17 protein-coding genes are annotated in these 15,968 nt (G+C 63.4%); 15 read left to right on the forward strand and 2 right to left on the reverse strand.

The genetic code is table 11. The features are described from left to right. Positions 1–98: 98 nt before the first annotated feature. The 8 genes from rpmI to ACE3TQ_RS10705 all read left to right on the forward strand — a co-directional run bounded on the left by rpmI (position 99) and on the right by ACE3TQ_RS10705 (position 7,600). Positions 99–296 carry a 50S ribosomal protein L35 gene (gene rpmI, locus ACE3TQ_RS10670; RefSeq protein ID WP_056135342.1) on the forward strand — a complete coding sequence of 66 codons (198 nt, stop codon included), beginning with the start codon at positions 99–101 and terminating at the stop codon, positions 294–296. Between the two features lie 26 nt (positions 297–322). Further along, positions 323–682: a 50S ribosomal protein L20 gene (rplT, locus tag ACE3TQ_RS10675; protein WP_342116158.1), complete on the forward strand. Its 360-nt coding sequence runs from the start codon at positions 323–325 to the stop codon at positions 680–682. A gap of 99 nt (positions 683–781) precedes the next feature. Further along, positions 782–1,798 carry a phenylalanine--tRNA ligase subunit alpha gene (gene pheS, locus ACE3TQ_RS10680; protein ID WP_374582115.1) on the forward strand — a complete coding sequence of 339 codons (1,017 nt, stop codon included), beginning with the start codon at positions 782–784 and terminating at the stop codon, positions 1,796–1,798. A gap of 75 nt (positions 1,799–1,873) precedes the next feature. Continuing rightward, the gene (pheT, locus tag ACE3TQ_RS10685; protein ID WP_374582116.1) at positions 1,874–4,300 is read left to right on the forward strand and encodes a phenylalanine--tRNA ligase subunit beta; all 2,427 of its coding nucleotides are present in this window, start codon (positions 1,874–1,876) and stop codon (positions 4,298–4,300) included. Positions 4,301–4,437: 137 nt separating this feature from the next. After that, positions 4,438–4,785 carry an integration host factor subunit alpha gene (locus ACE3TQ_RS10690; protein ID WP_374582147.1) on the forward strand — a complete coding sequence of 116 codons (348 nt, stop codon included), beginning with the start codon at positions 4,438–4,440 and terminating at the stop codon, positions 4,783–4,785. Positions 4,786–4,802: 17 nt separating this feature from the next. Next, positions 4,803–5,207, forward strand: coding sequence for a MerR family transcriptional regulator (locus ACE3TQ_RS10695; RefSeq protein WP_374582117.1), 405 nt, complete (start codon positions 4,803–4,805; stop codon positions 5,205–5,207). Between the two features lie 155 nt (positions 5,208–5,362). Next, positions 5,363–5,995, forward strand: coding sequence for a response regulator (locus tag ACE3TQ_RS10700; RefSeq protein WP_374582118.1), 633 nt, complete (start codon positions 5,363–5,365; stop codon positions 5,993–5,995). Positions 5,996–6,136: 141 nt separating this feature from the next. Next, on the forward strand, positions 6,137–7,600 hold the full coding sequence (locus ACE3TQ_RS10705) for a CHASE3 domain-containing protein (RefSeq protein WP_374582119.1): 1,464 nt from the start codon (positions 6,137–6,139) through the stop codon (positions 7,598–7,600). On the opposite strand, the gene ACE3TQ_RS10710 is transcribed toward ACE3TQ_RS10705, so the two are convergent. Together ACE3TQ_RS10710 and ACE3TQ_RS10715 are read right to left on the reverse strand one after the other, a co-directional pair. Then, positions 7,497–8,306 (reverse strand): Crp/Fnr family transcriptional regulator, encoded by an 810-nt coding sequence (locus ACE3TQ_RS10710; RefSeq protein WP_374582120.1) that lies wholly within the window; start codon positions 8,304–8,306, stop codon positions 7,497–7,499. The two genes, ACE3TQ_RS10705 and ACE3TQ_RS10710, sit on opposite strands and share 104 nt — an antisense overlap. 174 nt (positions 8,307–8,480) lie before the next feature. Further along, positions 8,481–10,505, reverse strand: coding sequence for a methyl-accepting chemotaxis protein (locus ACE3TQ_RS10715; protein WP_374582121.1), 2,025 nt, complete (start codon positions 10,503–10,505; stop codon positions 8,481–8,483). 106 nt (positions 10,506–10,611) lie between these two features. Between ACE3TQ_RS10715 and ACE3TQ_RS10720 the strand changes: the two genes are divergently transcribed. The 7 genes from ACE3TQ_RS10720 to ACE3TQ_RS10750 all read left to right on the forward strand — a co-directional run bounded on the left by ACE3TQ_RS10720 (position 10,612) and on the right by ACE3TQ_RS10750 (position 15,957). Beyond that, positions 10,612–11,286, forward strand: coding sequence for a response regulator transcription factor (locus ACE3TQ_RS10720; RefSeq protein WP_374582122.1), 675 nt, complete (start codon positions 10,612–10,614; stop codon positions 11,284–11,286). After that, positions 11,279–12,619, forward strand: coding sequence for a sensor histidine kinase (locus tag ACE3TQ_RS10725; RefSeq protein ID WP_374582124.1), 1,341 nt, complete (start codon positions 11,279–11,281; stop codon positions 12,617–12,619). Before ACE3TQ_RS10720 ends, ACE3TQ_RS10725 begins: the two co-directional genes overlap by 8 nt. 102 nt (positions 12,620–12,721) lie before the next feature. Beyond that, positions 12,722–13,147 carry a type IV pilin protein gene (locus tag ACE3TQ_RS10730; RefSeq protein WP_374582125.1) on the forward strand — a complete coding sequence of 142 codons (426 nt, stop codon included), beginning with the start codon at positions 12,722–12,724 and terminating at the stop codon, positions 13,145–13,147. After that, positions 13,135–13,773 (forward strand): Tfp pilus assembly protein FimT/FimU, encoded by a 639-nt coding sequence (locus tag ACE3TQ_RS10735; protein ID WP_374582126.1) that lies wholly within the window; start codon positions 13,135–13,137, stop codon positions 13,771–13,773. The genes ACE3TQ_RS10730 and ACE3TQ_RS10735 overlap by 13 nt, the downstream gene beginning before the upstream one ends. Beyond that, entirely contained in the window at positions 13,770–14,207 is a 438-nt protein-coding gene (locus ACE3TQ_RS10740; protein WP_374582127.1) for a hypothetical protein, read from the forward strand. The genes ACE3TQ_RS10735 and ACE3TQ_RS10740 overlap by 4 nt, the downstream gene beginning before the upstream one ends. After that, entirely contained in the window at positions 14,204–15,361 is a 1,158-nt protein-coding gene (locus tag ACE3TQ_RS10745) for a PilW family protein (protein WP_374582128.1), read from the forward strand. Before ACE3TQ_RS10740 ends, ACE3TQ_RS10745 begins: the two co-directional genes overlap by 4 nt. Next, positions 15,358–15,957 carry a hypothetical protein gene (locus ACE3TQ_RS10750; protein ID WP_374582130.1) on the forward strand — a complete coding sequence of 200 codons (600 nt, stop codon included), beginning with the start codon at positions 15,358–15,360 and terminating at the stop codon, positions 15,955–15,957. The genes ACE3TQ_RS10745 and ACE3TQ_RS10750 overlap by 4 nt, the downstream gene beginning before the upstream one ends. Positions 15,958–15,968: the final 11 nt, after the last annotated feature.

Here is a 15,968-nt window from a genome sequence, read left to right on the forward strand (position 1 = left end):
AAAACCTGTGCTATACTCCCGGGTTCCCGTGAGAGTAGGCACCAAAAGTGCAGTAGAGTTGCTGCCACCTACAATCCGGTCATTATTGGAGCATTCACATGCCAAAAATGAAAACCAAGAGCTCCGCGAAGAAGCGTTTTCGCGTACGCCCAGGTGGCACCGTTAAGTCCGGTATGGCGTTCAAGCGTCACATCCTGACCAAGAAGACCACCAAAAACAAGCGTCAACTGCGCGGCACCCGTAACATCAATGCGTCCGACGTTCAAAGCGTCTACCGCATGATGCCATCCGCTTAATCTCACTCATTATTTAAGGAGCTACTATGCCTCGAGTAAAACGTGGGGTTACTGCACGTGCCCGTCATAAGAAAGTACTGAACCTGGCCAAGGGTTACCGTGGTCGTCGCAGCCGTGTATATCGCGTTGCCAAGCAAGCAGTTATGCGCGCTGGCCAATACGCCTACCGCGACCGCCGTAACAAGAAGCGCGTATTCCGCGCACTGTGGATCACCCGTATCAACGCGGCTTCCCGCGAACACGGCCTGACCTACAGCGTGTTCATGAACGGCCTGAAGAAGGCTGCGATTGAACTGGACCGTAAGGTCCTGGCTGACATGGCTGTGATGGACAAGCCTGCATTCGCAGCGATTGTCAACGTCGTCAAAGCCAAGATCGCTGCTTAATTGCCAGTGATGTGCGCTGTCTTCGGGCAGCGCTCATAAGAAGCGGGACATGGCTTTGCTATGTCCCGTTTTTAATTTCCACAACAGGAAAAAAGTCGGATGAACTCCCTCGAACAACTCGTCGTCGCCGCGCAGGCTGACTTTATCGCCGCCGCCGACGCTGCCGCACTTGAAAACGCCAAAGCCAAGTACCTTGGCAAGACTGGCCAGATCACCGAAATGATGAAGGGCCTGGGCAAGCTGGACCCGGAAGAGAAGAAGGCGCAGGGCGCCCTGATCAACGCTGCCAAGGTGCAGATCGAGTCCGCGCTGACCGCGCGCCGTGATGCGCTGGCGGAAGCCCAGCTGCAGCTGCGCCTGAATGCTGAAGCGATCGATGTGTCGCTGCCGGGCCGTGGCCGCGCCAAGGGTGGCATCCATCCTGTGATGCGCACCTGGGAGCGTGTTGAGGAAATTTTCCGTTCGATCGGCTTCGATGTCGCCGGTGGCCCTGAAATCGAGACCGACTGGACCAACTTTACCGCTTTGAATTCGCCGGAGAACCATCCTGCGCGTTCGATGCAGGATACCTTCTACGTCGAGGGCAACGACAGCACCGGCAAGCCGCTGCTGCTGCGTACCCATACCTCGCCGATGCAGGTGCGTTATGCCCGCAACAGCAAGCCGCCGATCAAGGTGATCGCGCCGGGCCGCACTTATCGCGTGGACTCCGATGCGACCCACTCGCCGATGTTCCACCAGGTCGAGGGCCTGTGGATCGCGGAAGACATTTCCTTCGCGGACCTGAAGGGCGTGTACCTGAATTTCGTTAAGGCTTTCTTTGAGACGGATGATCTGCAAGTGCGTTTCCGTCCTTCGTATTTCCCGTTCACCGAGCCGTCGGCGGAGATCGATATCGCTTTCGGCAGCGGTCCGCTGAAGGGGCGCTGGCTGGAGGTTTCCGGTTCTGGCCAGGTGCATCCTAACGTGGTGCGCAATTTTGGCCTGGACCCTGAGAAATACATCGGTTTCGCGTTCGGCTCCGGCCTGGAGCGCTTGACCATGCTGCGCTATGGCGTCAATGACCTGCGCCTGTTCTACGAAGGCGACCTGCGCTTCCTGAAACAGTTCAACTAAAACCCGGCAAGACAGGGTCTGACCCTTGGGTCAGACCCAGGTTTACCGGGTTTAAAAAAGATACGAAAGCTGACTATGCAATTCTCCGAAAACTGGCTGCGCACGATGGTCGATCCGAAGATGACTTCGGACGAGCTGGCCCACATGCTGACCATGTCCGGCCTCGAAGTGGAAGACATCGATCCTGTCGCGCCGCCATTCACCAACGTGGTGGTTGGCCACGTGCGCGAAACCGCAAAACACCCGAACGCCGACCGCCTGAACGTATGCCAGGTGGACGTGGGCACCGGCACCTTGCTGAACATCGTCTGCGGCGCGCCGAACGTGCGCCCCGGCCTGAAAGTGGCGTGCGCCATGGCCGGCGCCGTGCTGCCGCCGGGCGCGGACGGCAAGCCGTTCGAAATCAAGGTTGGCCAGCTGCGCGGCGTCGAGTCGCAGGGCATGCTGTGCTCCGCCAAGGAACTGAAGCTGAGCGAAGAGGGCGCGGGCCTGATCGAGCTGCCGGACGACGCGCCGATCGGCCAGAACATCCGCGACTACTTCTCGCTGAACGACCTGAAATTCACCATCAAGCTGACCCCGAACAAGGCGGACTGCCTGTCCGTGCTGGGCGTGGCGCGTGAAGTGTCGGCCCTGACCGGTTCGCCGCTGCACCTGCCGCAGAACCGCGTGGTGCCGGTCACCCTGGATGAAAAACTGGCGGTGAAGGTGTCGGCGCCGGAGCTGTGCGGCCGTTTCGCCGGCCGCGTGATCCGCGGCCTGAACGCCAAAGCCGAAACCCCGGCCTGGATGAAGCAGCGCCTGGAGCGCAGCGGCCAGCGTCCGGTATCGGCGCTGGTGGACATTTCCAACTATGTGATGCTGGAGATGGGCCGCCCATCGCACGTGTTCGACCTGGACAAGATCCACGGTTCGCTGGACGTCCGTTGGGGCAAGAAGGGTGAGCAGATCAAGCTCCTGAACGGCAATACCATCGAAGTCGATGAGTGGGTCGGCGTGATCGCCGACGACAAGGAACTGGAGTCGCTGGCCGGCATCATGGGCGGCGACGCCACCGCCGTGTCCGACGACACCAAGAACATTTACCTGGAAGCCGCCTTCTGGTGGCCGAACGCGATCCAGGGCCGCGCCCGCAAGTACAACTTCTCGACCGATGCGGCGCACCGCTTCGAGCGTGGCGTGGACTATGCGTCCATCCCTGAGCACCTGGAGCGCATCACCGCGCTGCTAGTGGAAATCTGCGGCACGCCGGAGACCAAGGTGGGCCCGATCGACGACCAGATCGTCAACATCCCGCAGCGCGCGCCGGTGCAGATGCGTACCGCCCGCGCCGCCAAGGTGATCGGCGTGGCGCTGAACGACGAGATGATCGCCGACATCTTCAAACGCCTGAACCTGGAGTTCACGCTGGCCGATGGCGTGTTCTCGGTGACCGCGCCGTCCTACCGCTTCGACATCGAAATCGAGGAAGACCTGATCGAGGAAGTGGCGCGCGTGTATGGCTTCGAGAACATCCCGACCCTGCCACCGGTGGCGGCGAACGAGATGCGCATCGCGCCGGAAAACACCCGCTCGATCTTCGCCGTGCGCCACCAGCTGGCCGACCTGGGCTTCCAGGAAGTGGTGAACATGAGCTTCGTCGACGCGCAGTGGGAGCTGGACTTCAACGGCAACGACAACCCGATCAAGCTGCAGAATCCGATCGCTTCGCAGATGTCCGTGATGCGCTCGTCGCTGATCGGCAGCCTGGTGGCGAACGTGCGCTACAACGTCAACCGCAAGCAGCCGCGCGTGCGCCTGTTTGAAGTGGGCGCCATCTTCAAGCGCGACGCCGCGGTGCAGGATGGCCCGCTGACCGTGGCCGGCTACGACCAGCCGCAGCGCGTGGCGGCCATGGCTTACGGCCCGGTGGCGGACGAGCAGTGGGGCCTGGAAACCCGTGATGTCGATTTCTTCGACGTCAAGGCGGACCTGGAAGCCCTGTTCGCGCCGCGCCAGCTGCGCTTTGCCAAGCTGGCCCATCCGGCGCTGCACCCTGGCCGTGCCGCCTCGGTCGAGCTGGACGGCAAGGTGATCGGCTTCATCGGCGAGCTGCACCCGCGCTGGCTGCAGAAATACGACCTGCCAAAGGCGCCGGTCGTGTTCGAAGTAGATGCTGTTGCGCTACAGCAACGCGACGTGCCAAAATACGAAGAAATTTCGAAGTTCCCGGGCACCACGCGCGACGTGGCGCTGGTGGTGAAACAGGGTGTTCCGGTGCAGGACCTGCTCGACGCTTTCAAGGGCGCCGTGGCAGCGCATGCACAAGGCCGCATCGTGCAAGCCATTGTTTTGTTTGATGAATATCGCGGCAAGGGCTTGGAAAGCGACGAAAAATCGCTTGCTTTCCGCTTTAGCTTGCAAGATACTCAAAACACCCTGCAGGACGATGTAGTGGACGAGCTGATGAAGACGCTCACCGCGCATGTAGTACTGGCGCACGGTGCAAAACTGCGGGCTTAACTTAATATTTCAGTCACTCCAGCGAGTCCGGCAATGCCGGACTCATGTTCTTTAGAAGGCAGGGCAGCAAAATTAACCACAACGACGTCGATTCCGCCGTACTCGAATCCGCATTGGACGCCGAACTGCACAGCGCGATGCAGAGCGCCAAGGTACGCCAGGAAGCTGAAAAGGATTTGCCTACGCTGACCAAGGCGGAGCTGGCCGAACTGTTGTTCGAACAGGTTGGCCTGAACAAGCGTGAGGCCAAGGACATGGTCGAGACCTTCTTTGACGAGATCCGCAACGCGCTCGAACGGGGCGAAGCGGTGAAGCTGTCGGGTTTCGGCAATTTCCAGCTGCGCGACAAGCCGCAGCGTCCGGGGCGCAACCCGAAAACCGGCGAGGAAATCCCGATCACCGCACGCCGTGTGGTGACCTTCCACGCCAGCCAGAAGCTGAAGGGCATGGTTGAAGACAGCGCCGGTTCGGCGCGTACCGCCTGACCAGCAAGGACGCATGAATGAATGACCGTCCTGGCAAGGCAGACCTGGCAGTGCTGCCGCCGATTCCGGCGAAGCGCTACTTCACCATTGGCGAGGTCAGCGAACTGTGCGGCGTGAAGCCGCATGTGCTGCGCTATTGGGAACAGGAGTTTACCCAGCTGAAACCGGTCAAGCGGCGTGGCAACCGCCGCTATTACCAGCATCACGAAGTGCTGTTGATCCGCCGTATCCGCGAGCTGCTGTATGAACAGGGCTTTACGATTTCCGGCGCACGCAATAAGCTCGATAGCCGCGCTGCCGATCCGGGGCAAGGCGAGTATGATGAAAACCTGGGTCTTGGCGCAGCGGGCGACGCCCCTCCGCTGGACCGCGAGATGCTCCGCCGGGAGCTGCTGGGCATCCTGGACCTATTGAAGTTGTAAGCAGCTGTAGCAAGGGCGCTTAGGCGTCCTTTTTTTCGGCTACACTCGACAAATCTGTTAAACCTTTGGTGCTACAATATTAACGTTATGATTTTGCTAGTGATATTGCAGACGCTGGCTTCGTTCCCAAGCTGAGATTTAATGAGGGAAGATCAATGATTCGCGTAGCCATCTGTGACGACCACCAGATTGTACGGGCAGGTTTCAAGCAAATCTTTTCGTCCTCGGACGAATTCAGTGTCGTGGCCGAAGGTAGTAGCGGCCGCGAGGCGCTGGATATCGCCCGCAAGGAAATATGTGACGTATTGCTGCTCGATATCGCCATGCCGGACCAGAGCGGTATCGACACGCTGCGTACCATCCGCCAGGGCCAGCCCGATTTGCCGGTGCTGATCCTGTCCGGCTATCCTGCCCAGCAGTATGCGCTCAACCTGTTCAAAATGGGCGCCAACGGATACCTGAACAAGGAGTGCGAGGCGGAGGAGCTGATCAATGCCGTCCGCACCGTGCACCAGGGCCGCCGCTATGTCAGCTCGCAGGTGGGCGAGCTGCTGGCGCAAAGCTTTGACCGCGATCCGAACACGGCCCTGCATACGGAGCTGTCGGACCGTGAGTTCCAGGTGTTCCTGCGCCTGGCGCGCGGCGCTACCGTGTCCGATATCGGCACGGCGCTGTCGCTCAGCATCAAGACAGTCAGTACCTATCGGACCCGCATCATGGAGAAGATGGGCTTGCAGTCCAATAGCGACCTGACTTACTACGCCATGAAGAATAATCTTCTGGACTAACCCCTCCCGCCGCACGGTTGACTTGCCGTGCGGCAGCAATTTCCCGCGCGTTTTATAATGGGCACGATGTATTTCACCCTCGAACCTGCGCCCCGGCACCGGCTGCCACTATATAAAACGCTCCTGTGTGTCACATGTGCGTTGATCCTGATCGTCAACGGCTTTAGCCTGTTCCACAACCTGCAGTCGCTGAAAGGGGCCAACGAGCAGCTGGCGCTCAGCTCGCGCGTGGCGGAACGGCTGCAGTACCTGAATGTGCTGGTGCTGGATGCCGACAGCAGTGCGCGCGGCTACTTCATTTCCGGTAAAGAGACTTACCTGGGGCCGACGCGCTCCGTGGTGAGCGAGGCCGAGCGCGAATTCCGCGAGCTGGAAAAACTGCTCGCCAATAATCCGGTGCAGCTGAAAAACCTGCAGCAGCTGCAGGCGCTGGTGCGCAAGCGCATTGCCATCCTGTCGCAGGCGATTGATGTCTACAAGCACAGCGGCCTGCAGGAAATCGTGAACATCGCCCAGGTCAGCGACGAGCGTAGCGGGATGGATGAAATTCGCCTGCAAATCGTGATCATGGTGCGCGAGCAGAACGAGGCGATGGCGGCGCGCGCCACGAGCTTCTACCAGGAATACCAGAAGGCGGTGGTGATGGGGGCCGGCATCAATGCGGTCGCCATCGTGGTGCTGATCATGTTTTACCAGCTGGTGCGGCGCAGCTTCGTGCACCGGGCGGCGGTGGAGCATGCCTTGCAGCTGTCGAACGAGAGCCTGGAGTCGATGGTGCAGCAGCGTACCGAACAGCTGTCGGTGCTGTCGCGCCACCTGATTTCGATCAGCGAAGACGAGAAAATGCGCCTGTCGCGCGAACTGCACGACGAGATGGGGGCGAACCTGACCTCCATCAGCATGGATATTTCGGCTGTCACGCACCAGCTGCAGAAAACGCATCCCGAACTGGCGGCCCAGCTGCGCCGCGCGCGCGGTACGCTGATGGAAACGGTGGAACTGAAGCGCCGCATCATCGAAGACCTGCGTCCGAGCCTGCTCGATAACCTGGGCCTGGGCGCGGCCATCGACAGCTATTGCGAGGACTTCGCGCGCCTGGCCGGCATTCCGTGCGAGACCGATGTGGGCAGCGATATCGATGCGGTGGCCAAGGGCGACAGCAGCCTGTCGATTGCCTTGTTCCGCATCGTGCAGGAATCGCTGACCAATATCCGCAAGTACGCCAAGGCCAGCCACGTCAACGTGACGCTCAAGCGCCAGGCCGATGAAATGCTGGTACTGCGCATTATCGACGATGGTATCGGTATTGCGGCGCCGACGCTGGCCAAGCCGATGTCACATGGCCTGCTGGGGATGCGCGAGCGGGCCTTGCTGCTGGGTGGGGTCTTGAATATCCGCCGCGGGCGCGGCGACCGGGGAACCTGCATTGAAGTGTACATCCCGCTGAAAGGGCGGGGGGGGCGGGCGACCATTGCTGGCGCGCCCGCGGTGGTGCCTCAGCCTAGCAGCATGCCACATCAGCGAGCAGGCGATCATACTCCGTCTTCGCCACCTTATAGCACTCGCCCGCATAGCGTTCCAGACCTTCACGATCAATCACAGTGATGTTGCCGCGGCGGTAGGTGATCATGCCGTCTTCCTGCAGCTTGCCGGCGGCAGCGGTGATCGATTCGCGCCGTACGCCCAGCATGATCGAGATCATCTCCTGGGTCACTTTCAGCTCATTGCTTGGCGAGCGGTCCAGGCGGTCCAGCAGCCAGCGGCACAGTTTCTGTTCGATCGAGCTGTGGCGACCGCCCACGGCGTTCTGTGCCATCTGGGCGAACAGCGCGGCGTTGTAGCGCATCAGCAGCTGGGGCAGGGCGCCGCCCTGGTTGAAGGCATCGCGCAGCGCTTGCGCCTTCATGCGGTAACCGTAACCGGCGCTTTGCACCACGGCGGTGCACATGGCGCGCTCGCCGGCGAACATCGACACGCCCACCACGCCTTCATGGCCGACCACGGCAATCTCGGTGGTGGCGCCGTCTTCCATCACATACAGCAGGGAGAGGATGGCGGTGGTCGGGAAGTACACATATTCCAGCTTGCTGCCGAATTCAAACAATTCCTTGCCGAAAGGCAGTTGCACCAGTTCCAGGTGTTCGAACAGGGCCTCCAGTGCTTCACGAGGGAGGGCTGCCAGCAGTTCATTCTGCTGGGCGCCGCTGTAGCTGACAACCGGCCGGGACGCAACTTTGAACTCAGAAGAACCTACAGGCATGGAACGGGACAGCGAGTTCTTGGCAGAGACGCTAAGTTGAGTGTTGTTCATTTTTTCCTCACAAAACTAAAGTACACGGTGTTGCAGTCGGCATTCTTAGGGGGTGTTGCTTGCCGATCGCGTTGGTATTACTTTAATTTTCTATGTGAGCGATGAACATAAGAGCTGTGTCCTCCGTCATGTAGGCTGGAAACATGACGGTTTGTCAGGCTAGTCCTACAAGCACTACAACATCCCGATTTTTACTGGCGCACGCTTCAAAAATGGGGACGTACCCTCTTTTTTGGGCAACTTGTTGCTCGAAAAATGGGGTACGTCCCCATTTTTCAGGCGGAATTGGCCGAGGGCCTGCTTCAGCAGGGCGGTTTCGGCGTGGACGCGGCTGGCGCCTTCGGAGGCTTGCACGACCAGGGCGGCGTTCTGGCGGGTCATGTCGTCGATCTGGTGCAGGGCGCTGTTGATGCGGGCGATCTCGCTGCGCTGGCCGGCTTCGGCCTGGGTGATGCGGGCCATGACTTCTTCCATGCTGCGGACGGAGGCGACAACCTGGGCCATGCTGGCGCCGGCGGCGTCGACCTGGGCATTTCCGCTCTCGACCTTGCTGACGGAGTCGCCGATCAGTTGCTTGATCTCGAGGGCGGCGGCGGCCGAGCGCTGGGCCAGGTTGCGTACTTCGGTGGCAACGACGGCAAAGCCGCGGCCGGCTTCGCCGGCGCGTGCCGCTTCCACGGCGGCGTTCAGGGCGAGGATGTTGGTCTGGAAGGCGATGCCGTCGATGACGCCGATGATGTCGGCAATGCGGTCGGAACTGGCGCGGATGGCGGCCATGGTGCCGACCACGGCGTCCACGCTGTCGCCGCTGCGGCGGGCCACGCCGGCGGCTTGCTGTACCAGCTCGCGGCCGTCGTCGGCGTGGGCGCTGTTGCGCTGTACGGCGGCGTCCAGCTGTTCCATCGCTTCCACCGTTACGTGCAAGGCTTCGGCCTGGGTGCTGGTGGAGCCGCTCAGGGCGCTGCTGCCGCTGGCCAGTTCGTCGGCGGCGCTGGCGATGCGGGCCGCGCCGCTGCGGATGTCGGCGACCAGGGTCTGCAGGGAGGCGGTCATGGCGCTGAAGGCGTTGGCGAGGGCGCCGGTTTCGTCGCGCGCGGGGGAGGCGATGCGCACGCTGAGGTCTCCCGCTGCGGCGGCCTGGACGGCGTGGTTCAGCTGGCGGATGTCGCGCATGAAGGATACGTAGAAGCCGGCGCCGAGCCAGCCGGCCAGCGCCAGGGCCAGCACGACGACGGCGGCGACGGCGTTGCGGTACAGGGTGTCGCGGGCGGCGCGGGCGGCCAGCAGCTGGTCGAGCGCGTCGGCGGTGCTGCCGGACAGGCCCTGCAGGGCGGCGGCGGCTTTCAGGCCGGCGCCGTTGAATTCCTTGCCGCTGGTCTGGTTGTAGGAGTTCAGCACTTCGTTGCGGGCGCGTTCCAGAAAGGCCAGCGCTTCCGGCACGGCGGCCAGGCGTGGTTCGAGCGTGGCGGCCAGGGCCGGGTTGTGCTGCAGGATGGTGTGGTATTGGGCCGGCAGGCGTTCCAGTTCATGCCGTGCCAGCATCGCGGTGGCGGTCAGCATCTGGTCTTCGCCCGCTTCGAACAGGCCGCTATCGATGTAGGCGGCGCCGCGGCCGCTGATCACGGACAGGTTTTCCGCCAGGCCGGGGAAGGTCTTGAGGAAGGAGGCGATCAGGTAGACGGTGCGCACTTCCGGGTCGAGCGAGAGGCGGGCGCGGTCGGCCGCCTGTGCGGCAAGGCTGTCGGCCAGGGCGACCAGTTTGCTGTGCGCGGCGAAGCTGGCGCGCGCATCAAGGCCGGCCTGGCGTTGCTGCAGCTGCTGCCAGCCTTGTTCCAGCTCGGCCTGGGCGGCGAGGCCGGCGAGCGGGCCGATGGCCAGCGGCTGCAGGGCGGCGAGGGCGGTGTTCGCTGCCTCGCTGCTGGCGCGGATGGCGGCGGAGTCGCCCTGCTGGCTGGCGGCCAGGCGCAGGTGTTCCAGGCTGCGTTTGTGCTGCAGCTGGCGGCGCAGTTCGTGCAGCTGGCGCACATAGGCCAGGCCCTGGCGTTCTTGCGCGGTGAAGGAGACCGATTTATGTAGTTCCGCTACCAGCAGGCCGGAGGCGAGCAGCAGGGGCAGCAGGAAAACAAGGGAGACTAGGACAAACTTGGGCAGCAGGCGCAGCCTCTGCATGAGGGCGATGGCAGGCTGGAGGAAAATCATGGTGGCATCCGCAGTGGGTTTTCAAGGCGCGATAATGATGCAAGGCAATTGTTACGCCGTGATGAATCGGGGCATAATGTGCTGAGTGCAATCTTTTCTTAATCCCATGCATGTAATCTTGGTAGAAGACGATGCCGTGCTGGCCGATGGCCTGGTGCGGGTGCTGAACGGTCACGGTATGAAGGTCGAGCTGCTGCAGAACGGCAGCGAGGCCGATGCCTTGCTGCAGCGCCCGGGCCCGGTCGATGTGCTGGTGCTCGATATCGGCTTGCCGGGACTGGACGGTTTTGAGGTGGTGCGCCGCCTGCGGGCGCGCGGCAGCCAGCTGCCGGTGCTGTTGCTGACGGCGCGCGATGCGGTGGAAGACCGGGTGCGCGGCCTGGAGCTGGGCGCCGACGATTACCTGGTCAAGCCTTTCGCGACGCCGGAGCTGGTGGCGCGCGTGCGGGCGCTGGCGCGGCGCAATGCGCCCAAGCCGAGCGTGCTGCAGATGGGCGAGCTGGTGCTCGATGTGGGCGCCAAGCGCGCCCGCGTGCGCGACAAGGTGGTCGATTTGTCGGTGCGCGAATGGGCGGTGCTGGAATACCTGCTGCAGCATGGCTCACGCGTGGTGAGCAAGCAGCAGATCATCGATGCCATCCTGCCGTGGGGCGAGGATGTGACCCCGAATGCGGTGGAGGTGTATATCTCGCGCATCCGGCAGAAGACGGCCGATGCCGGCATCAGCATCCGCACCATCCGCGGCTTCGGCTATATGCTGGAACCGGAGGCGCATGGATAGCATCCGCCTGCGCCTGCTGAAATGGCTGGTGCTGCCGGTCCTGCTGCTGAACCTGGCCGGCATGGCGCTCAGCTATGCGCTGGCGTGGGTTCCGGCCCAGATCGCATTTGACCAGGCGCTGGGCGATGCGGCGGCCATGCTGGCGGCGCGCGTGGGCGAACAGGATGGCCGGCTGGCGCTCGACCTGCCGCCCGCCGCCGAGCGGGCCCTGCGCAACGACGAACTCGATAAAGTGTATTTTTCCCTGCGCGACAGCGCCGGACGCTTGTTGGCCGGCGATGCCGTCTTGCCGCTGCCGGCGCTGCGAACCGGCGGACCGGCGCTGGATGGCGAAGTGGCGGGCGAGGCAGTGCGCCTGGTGGCGCTGCCGGTGCGGGCTGGCCAGCAGGCCGGCGTGGTGGTGGTGGCCAAGACGCTGCGCAAGCGCGGCCAGGCGCGCGCCGCCATCGTGCGCGCCATGCTGCCGCTGGCGGCCGTGCTGACGCTGGCCTCGGCCGGCCTGGTGTGGTTCTCGGTGACCAATGGCGTGGCGCCGCTGCACCGGGTGCGGGCCGAGATCCAGGGCCGCAGCGCGGACGACACGGCGCCGATCGCGGTGGCCGAGGTGCCGCTGGAAGTGGCGCCGGTGGTGCAGGCCTTCAATGGCTTGCTGGAGAAGGTGCATGCCGGGGCCCAGGCGCAGCAGGACTTCCTGGCCAATGTGGCGCACCAGCTGCGCACGCCGCTGGCCGGCATGCGCACGCAGATCGATCTGCTGGCGGCGCAGCAGCGCGCGCCGGAGGCGGCCAGCGCGCTGGCCATGATGCAGGCGTCGACCGAGCGCATGATCCGCCAGGTTAACCAGCTGCTGGCCTTTGCGCGCGCCGAGCCGGGCCCGCTGCGCAAGACGCGCATGGAGCGCATGGCGCTCGACCAGCTGCTGGAGGAGTCGATCCAGCACTTCGTCGAACAGGCGCTGCGCAAGGATATCGACCTGGGCTTCGACCTGCAGCCGACCATGGTGAAAGGCGACCGCTTCCTGCTGCGCGACCTGGTCGACAACCTGGTGGACAATGCGATCCGCTACACGCCGCCGCACGGCACGGTGACGGTCAGCTGCTTCCCCCACCTGGGCGGCGGCATGCTGACGGTGGAGGACTCGGGTCCCGGCATTGCGCCGGCCAAGCGCAGCGCGGTGTTCCAGCGCTTCCAGCGGCTTGACGAAAAGACCACGGGCAGCGGCCTGGGGCTGGCCATTGTGCGCGACATCGCCACCGCCCACGGCGCCAGCGTGGCCATCGATACCCCGGCCAGCGGGCAGGGCGCCTTGTTCTCCGTATATTTCCCCAGCTAAATATTTCGCCCTGTCAGGTTTTTGTCAGGGTTTCCTCAGGGTAATGCAAGCTTCGCTGGCTAGACTATGGCTATCGAAAGTCTAACCGTGGGGAGCAAAATAATGAAACGCCAACAAGCAGGTTATACGCTGGTGGAAATCATGGCGGCAGTAGCGATCATTGCCATCATTACCGCCGTCGGCATGCCAGCCTACAGCGGCTACGTCAAACGGGGCCGCCTGACGGAAGCGTTCACCGGCCTGGGCGCGGGCCAGACGGCGGCCGAACAGTTCTGGGCCAACAACCGCACCTACGCGGGTTTTGAAAACTCCGGCTCCTTCCCGAAAAGCGGCCCGAACTTCGACTACGCGCTGAGCGACGCCGGCCCCAGCGGCTATACCCTGCGCGCCACCGGCAAGGGCATGGTGCAAGGCTTTACCTACACCATCGACCAGAACGGCAACCGCAAGACCACCGCGGTGCCGACCGGCTGGACCACCAACGACAGCTGCTGGGTCGACCGGGAGAGCGGGAAATGCACCAACTGATCCCGCTCCGGTCGCGCCAGCGCGGCGTGACCCTGATCGAGCTGATGGTGGGGCTGGGCATCGTCGCCTTTACCCTCGCCCTCGGCGTGCCGTCCATGTCGCACTGGCTGCAAACCAATAAGGCCAAGGCCACATCCGAGTTCTATGCCGACGGCCTGGCCACGGCGCGCCGCCAGGCCCTGGGCCACAATGCGCGCAGCCGCATTGTGTTCAGCGAGAACGCGGCGAACGGCCAGTACAACTGGCAGATCGACGTCTGCTTCCCGCAACCGGGTGCCCCGTGCAACCCCGACTCGGGCGGCTGGTCCACCGTGGACAAGCCGGCCGCGAACGACCCGCAAGGCGAGCAGGGCTACAAATCGGTGTTCCGATCGGCCGCCAGCCTGGCGTCCAATAACCTGGTGATGCCGGTGATGCAGCCAGCGTCGGCGCGCGACATCTACTTTACCGAGCTGGGTTGGGTCGACCCCACCGTGGAGGACCGCCTGAACAGCATCCGCCTGAACCCAGGCAGCCAATACAAGGACGAGGTGCCTACTGTGGCACTGATGGTCACCTTGTCCGGCATGACCACCAAGTGCGATCCAACGCGCGGCACCGGCGATTCGAGGGCGTGTCCAGAATGAATACCATCAAATTCAAGAAGCAGGGTGGCGCCGCCATGGTCGAGGCGGTCGTGGCGGTGGTCCTGCTGGCGGTGGGCCTGCTCGGCACCGTGGCCATGCAGGCGCGCTCCTACGCCGCCATCAACGATGCCGGCATGCGCGCGGAAGCGACGCTGGCGGCGGATCGCCTGATCGGCATTGTCAGCAACGACTACGACAACATCGACCAGTATGTATTCACCGCCAAGGACAAGACACAGCCTTCGACAGCGCTGAAGCCGTGGATGGGCGAAACGCTGGCCGCGATTCCCGGCGCTGCGGTGGACGTGGCCGTGGTGCGCGGCCCGACCCAGACCCAGGTCGACATCACTATTGCGTGGCAGCGCCGCAAGGACGATGAACCGAACAAGCACGTGATGACGACCTACATCATGAACCCGAAGGTGCTGCCATGAACCGCGTTGACCTGGTGCGCCGCGCGCGCGGCTTTTCGGTGGTGGAACTGATGGTGAGCGTGGTGGTGGGCATGCTGGCGATTATGTTTGCCACGCGCCTGCTGGCCACGTCGGAAACCGACAAGGCCGCCGCATTGGGCAGCTCGGACAGCATGCAGAACGGCATGCTGGCGCTGTTCTCCCTGAACTTCGATGCGTCCCAGGCCGGGTGGGGCATCAACGACACGCTGGTCAACGGCTGCAACACCCTGATGTCCGATGCTGAAGGTTTCGCCATGCAGAGCGTGAAGCGCGGCGGCGTCGATACCACGCCGCTGGCGCCGGTGATCATCGTCAATAACGGCGAGCGTTCGGACGTGATCAGCCTGAACTCGGCCGGCAGCCTGTCCGGCGTCGGCAACGTGTCGCTGGCCGACCTGTATGCCGGCGGCAGCGAGATACGTGTCAGCACTAATAACCCGTTCGGCTTCAATACCGGCGACGTGATCGTGGTGGTGCCGGAACCGGCGGGCGGCAATTGCAGCATTGCGCAGCTGTCGGGCGTCGCCACCGACATCCTGCAGATTGCCAGCGGCCGCTTCAACTCCGGCGCCGGCCTGCTGGGCGGCGTGTATAACCAGGGCAGCAAGGCGCGCGTCTTCAACCTGGGCCCGGCGGACAAGTTCGCCCTGCATACCTGGTCGGTGCAGCGCGGCGTGCTGCGCCTGCGCGCCTCGAACATGACCGGCAGCAGCGAAGCCCCGAAAGCAGTGGTGGACAATGTGGTGGCGATCAAGGCGCAGTACGGCTTCGACACGCGCGCCGGCTTTGACCCGGTGTACGGCTCCCAGGTGAACACCTGGAGCGCCGATATGCTGGATGCCGACGGCAGCGGCGTGGCCGGCGATGCCGGCGATTTCCAGCGCGTGACGGCTGTGCGCCTGGCCGTGGTGGCACGCAGCCAGGTGCCGGATAAGCCCAAGACTGCCGATGGCACCTGCACCACAACCACCAATAAGCTGACCATTTTCCAGACCCAGACCCCGTCCGGCGTGGCGCCGGTGCCGGTGACCGTGGCGCTTGATACCGAGGGCGACAAGGTCCACTGGTCCTGCTACCGTTACCGCGCGTTTGAAACCGTGGTCCAGATCCGCAACAATGCCTGGAGGCCATGATGCGTAAGCCTTTCCCCACAATGCGCCGCCAGCGCGGCCTGTCCGTGCCGATCATGCTGATCATGCTGGGCGTGATGCTGGCGTCCAGTATCTATATGCTGCGTTCGAGTAATTCGACCACCCTGACCACGGCCAACCTGGCCTATGAAACTTCGCTCGCCAAGGCGGCCGACGCGGGCATCCACCAGGCTTATGCCTGGCTGTCGGCCACGCCGCGCGCCGCGCTGTGGAACGATGTGCAGGCGGCCGGCTACCGCGCCACCACCAACCCGGCGCCGGGCCGGGGACCGTCGGACAAGGAATACTGGATGGGCTCGGCCAAGATGGTGGACGCCGCCGGCAACCAGGTGGAGTACGTGATCCATCGCCTGTGCACCTTTCCCGGGCCGTTCGACCAGGGACAGCCGGCCAACTCCTGCGCGCTCACGTCCTCCAAGCAGGACACCAGCGGCCGTGCCGGCGTCGGCGACAGCCTGTCGTCCGATGCGCCGACGTACTTTGAAGCGCCGCAGCTCTCCTACGTCATCACGGCCCGCATCAGCGGCGCGCGCGGTGGCAATGTGATGAACCAGGCAGTCGTCATGATGGGGCCTTAAGAAAGCTAGGA

The organism is Pseudoduganella sp. (genome assembly GCF_041914865.1).
In the GTDB taxonomy this organism is placed as follows: Bacteria; Pseudomonadota; Gammaproteobacteria; order Burkholderiales; family Burkholderiaceae_D; genus Rugamonas.

Excerpts from the sequence above, each read along its gene's own strand:
- rpmI (WP_056135342.1), top strand. The coding sequence starts at position 99 with ATGCCAAAAATGAAAACCAAGAGCTCCGCGAAGAAGCGTTTTCGCGTA.
- rplT (WP_342116158.1), top strand. The coding sequence starts at position 323 with ATGCCTCGAGTAAAACGTGGGGTTACTGCACGTGCCCGTCATAAGAAA.
- pheS (WP_374582115.1), top strand. The coding sequence starts at position 782 with ATGAACTCCCTCGAACAACTCGTCGTCGCCGCGCAGGCTGACTTTATC.
- pheT (WP_374582116.1), top strand. The coding sequence starts at position 1,874 with ATGCAATTCTCCGAAAACTGGCTGCGCACGATGGTCGATCCGAAGATG.
- ACE3TQ_RS10690 (WP_374582147.1), top strand. The coding sequence starts at position 4,438 with ATGCAGAGCGCCAAGGTACGCCAGGAAGCTGAAAAGGATTTGCCTACG.
- ACE3TQ_RS10695 (WP_374582117.1), top strand. The coding sequence starts at position 4,803 with ATGAATGACCGTCCTGGCAAGGCAGACCTGGCAGTGCTGCCGCCGATT.
- ACE3TQ_RS10700 (WP_374582118.1), top strand. The coding sequence starts at position 5,363 with ATGATTCGCGTAGCCATCTGTGACGACCACCAGATTGTACGGGCAGGT.
- ACE3TQ_RS10710 (WP_374582120.1), bottom strand. The coding sequence starts at position 8,306 with ATGAACAACACTCAACTTAGCGTCTCTGCCAAGAACTCGCTGTCCCGT.
- ACE3TQ_RS10715 (WP_374582121.1), bottom strand. The coding sequence starts at position 10,505 with ATGATTTTCCTCCAGCCTGCCATCGCCCTCATGCAGAGGCTGCGCCTG.
- ACE3TQ_RS10720 (WP_374582122.1), top strand. The coding sequence starts at position 10,612 with ATGCATGTAATCTTGGTAGAAGACGATGCCGTGCTGGCCGATGGCCTG.
- ACE3TQ_RS10725 (WP_374582124.1), top strand. The coding sequence starts at position 11,279 with ATGGATAGCATCCGCCTGCGCCTGCTGAAATGGCTGGTGCTGCCGGTC.
- ACE3TQ_RS10730 (WP_374582125.1), top strand. The coding sequence starts at position 12,722 with ATGAAACGCCAACAAGCAGGTTATACGCTGGTGGAAATCATGGCGGCA.
- ACE3TQ_RS10735 (WP_374582126.1), top strand. The coding sequence starts at position 13,135 with ATGCACCAACTGATCCCGCTCCGGTCGCGCCAGCGCGGCGTGACCCTG.
- ACE3TQ_RS10740 (WP_374582127.1), top strand. The coding sequence starts at position 13,770 with ATGAATACCATCAAATTCAAGAAGCAGGGTGGCGCCGCCATGGTCGAG.
- ACE3TQ_RS10745 (WP_374582128.1), top strand. The coding sequence starts at position 14,204 with ATGAACCGCGTTGACCTGGTGCGCCGCGCGCGCGGCTTTTCGGTGGTG.
- ACE3TQ_RS10750 (WP_374582130.1), top strand. The coding sequence starts at position 15,358 with ATGATGCGTAAGCCTTTCCCCACAATGCGCCGCCAGCGCGGCCTGTCC.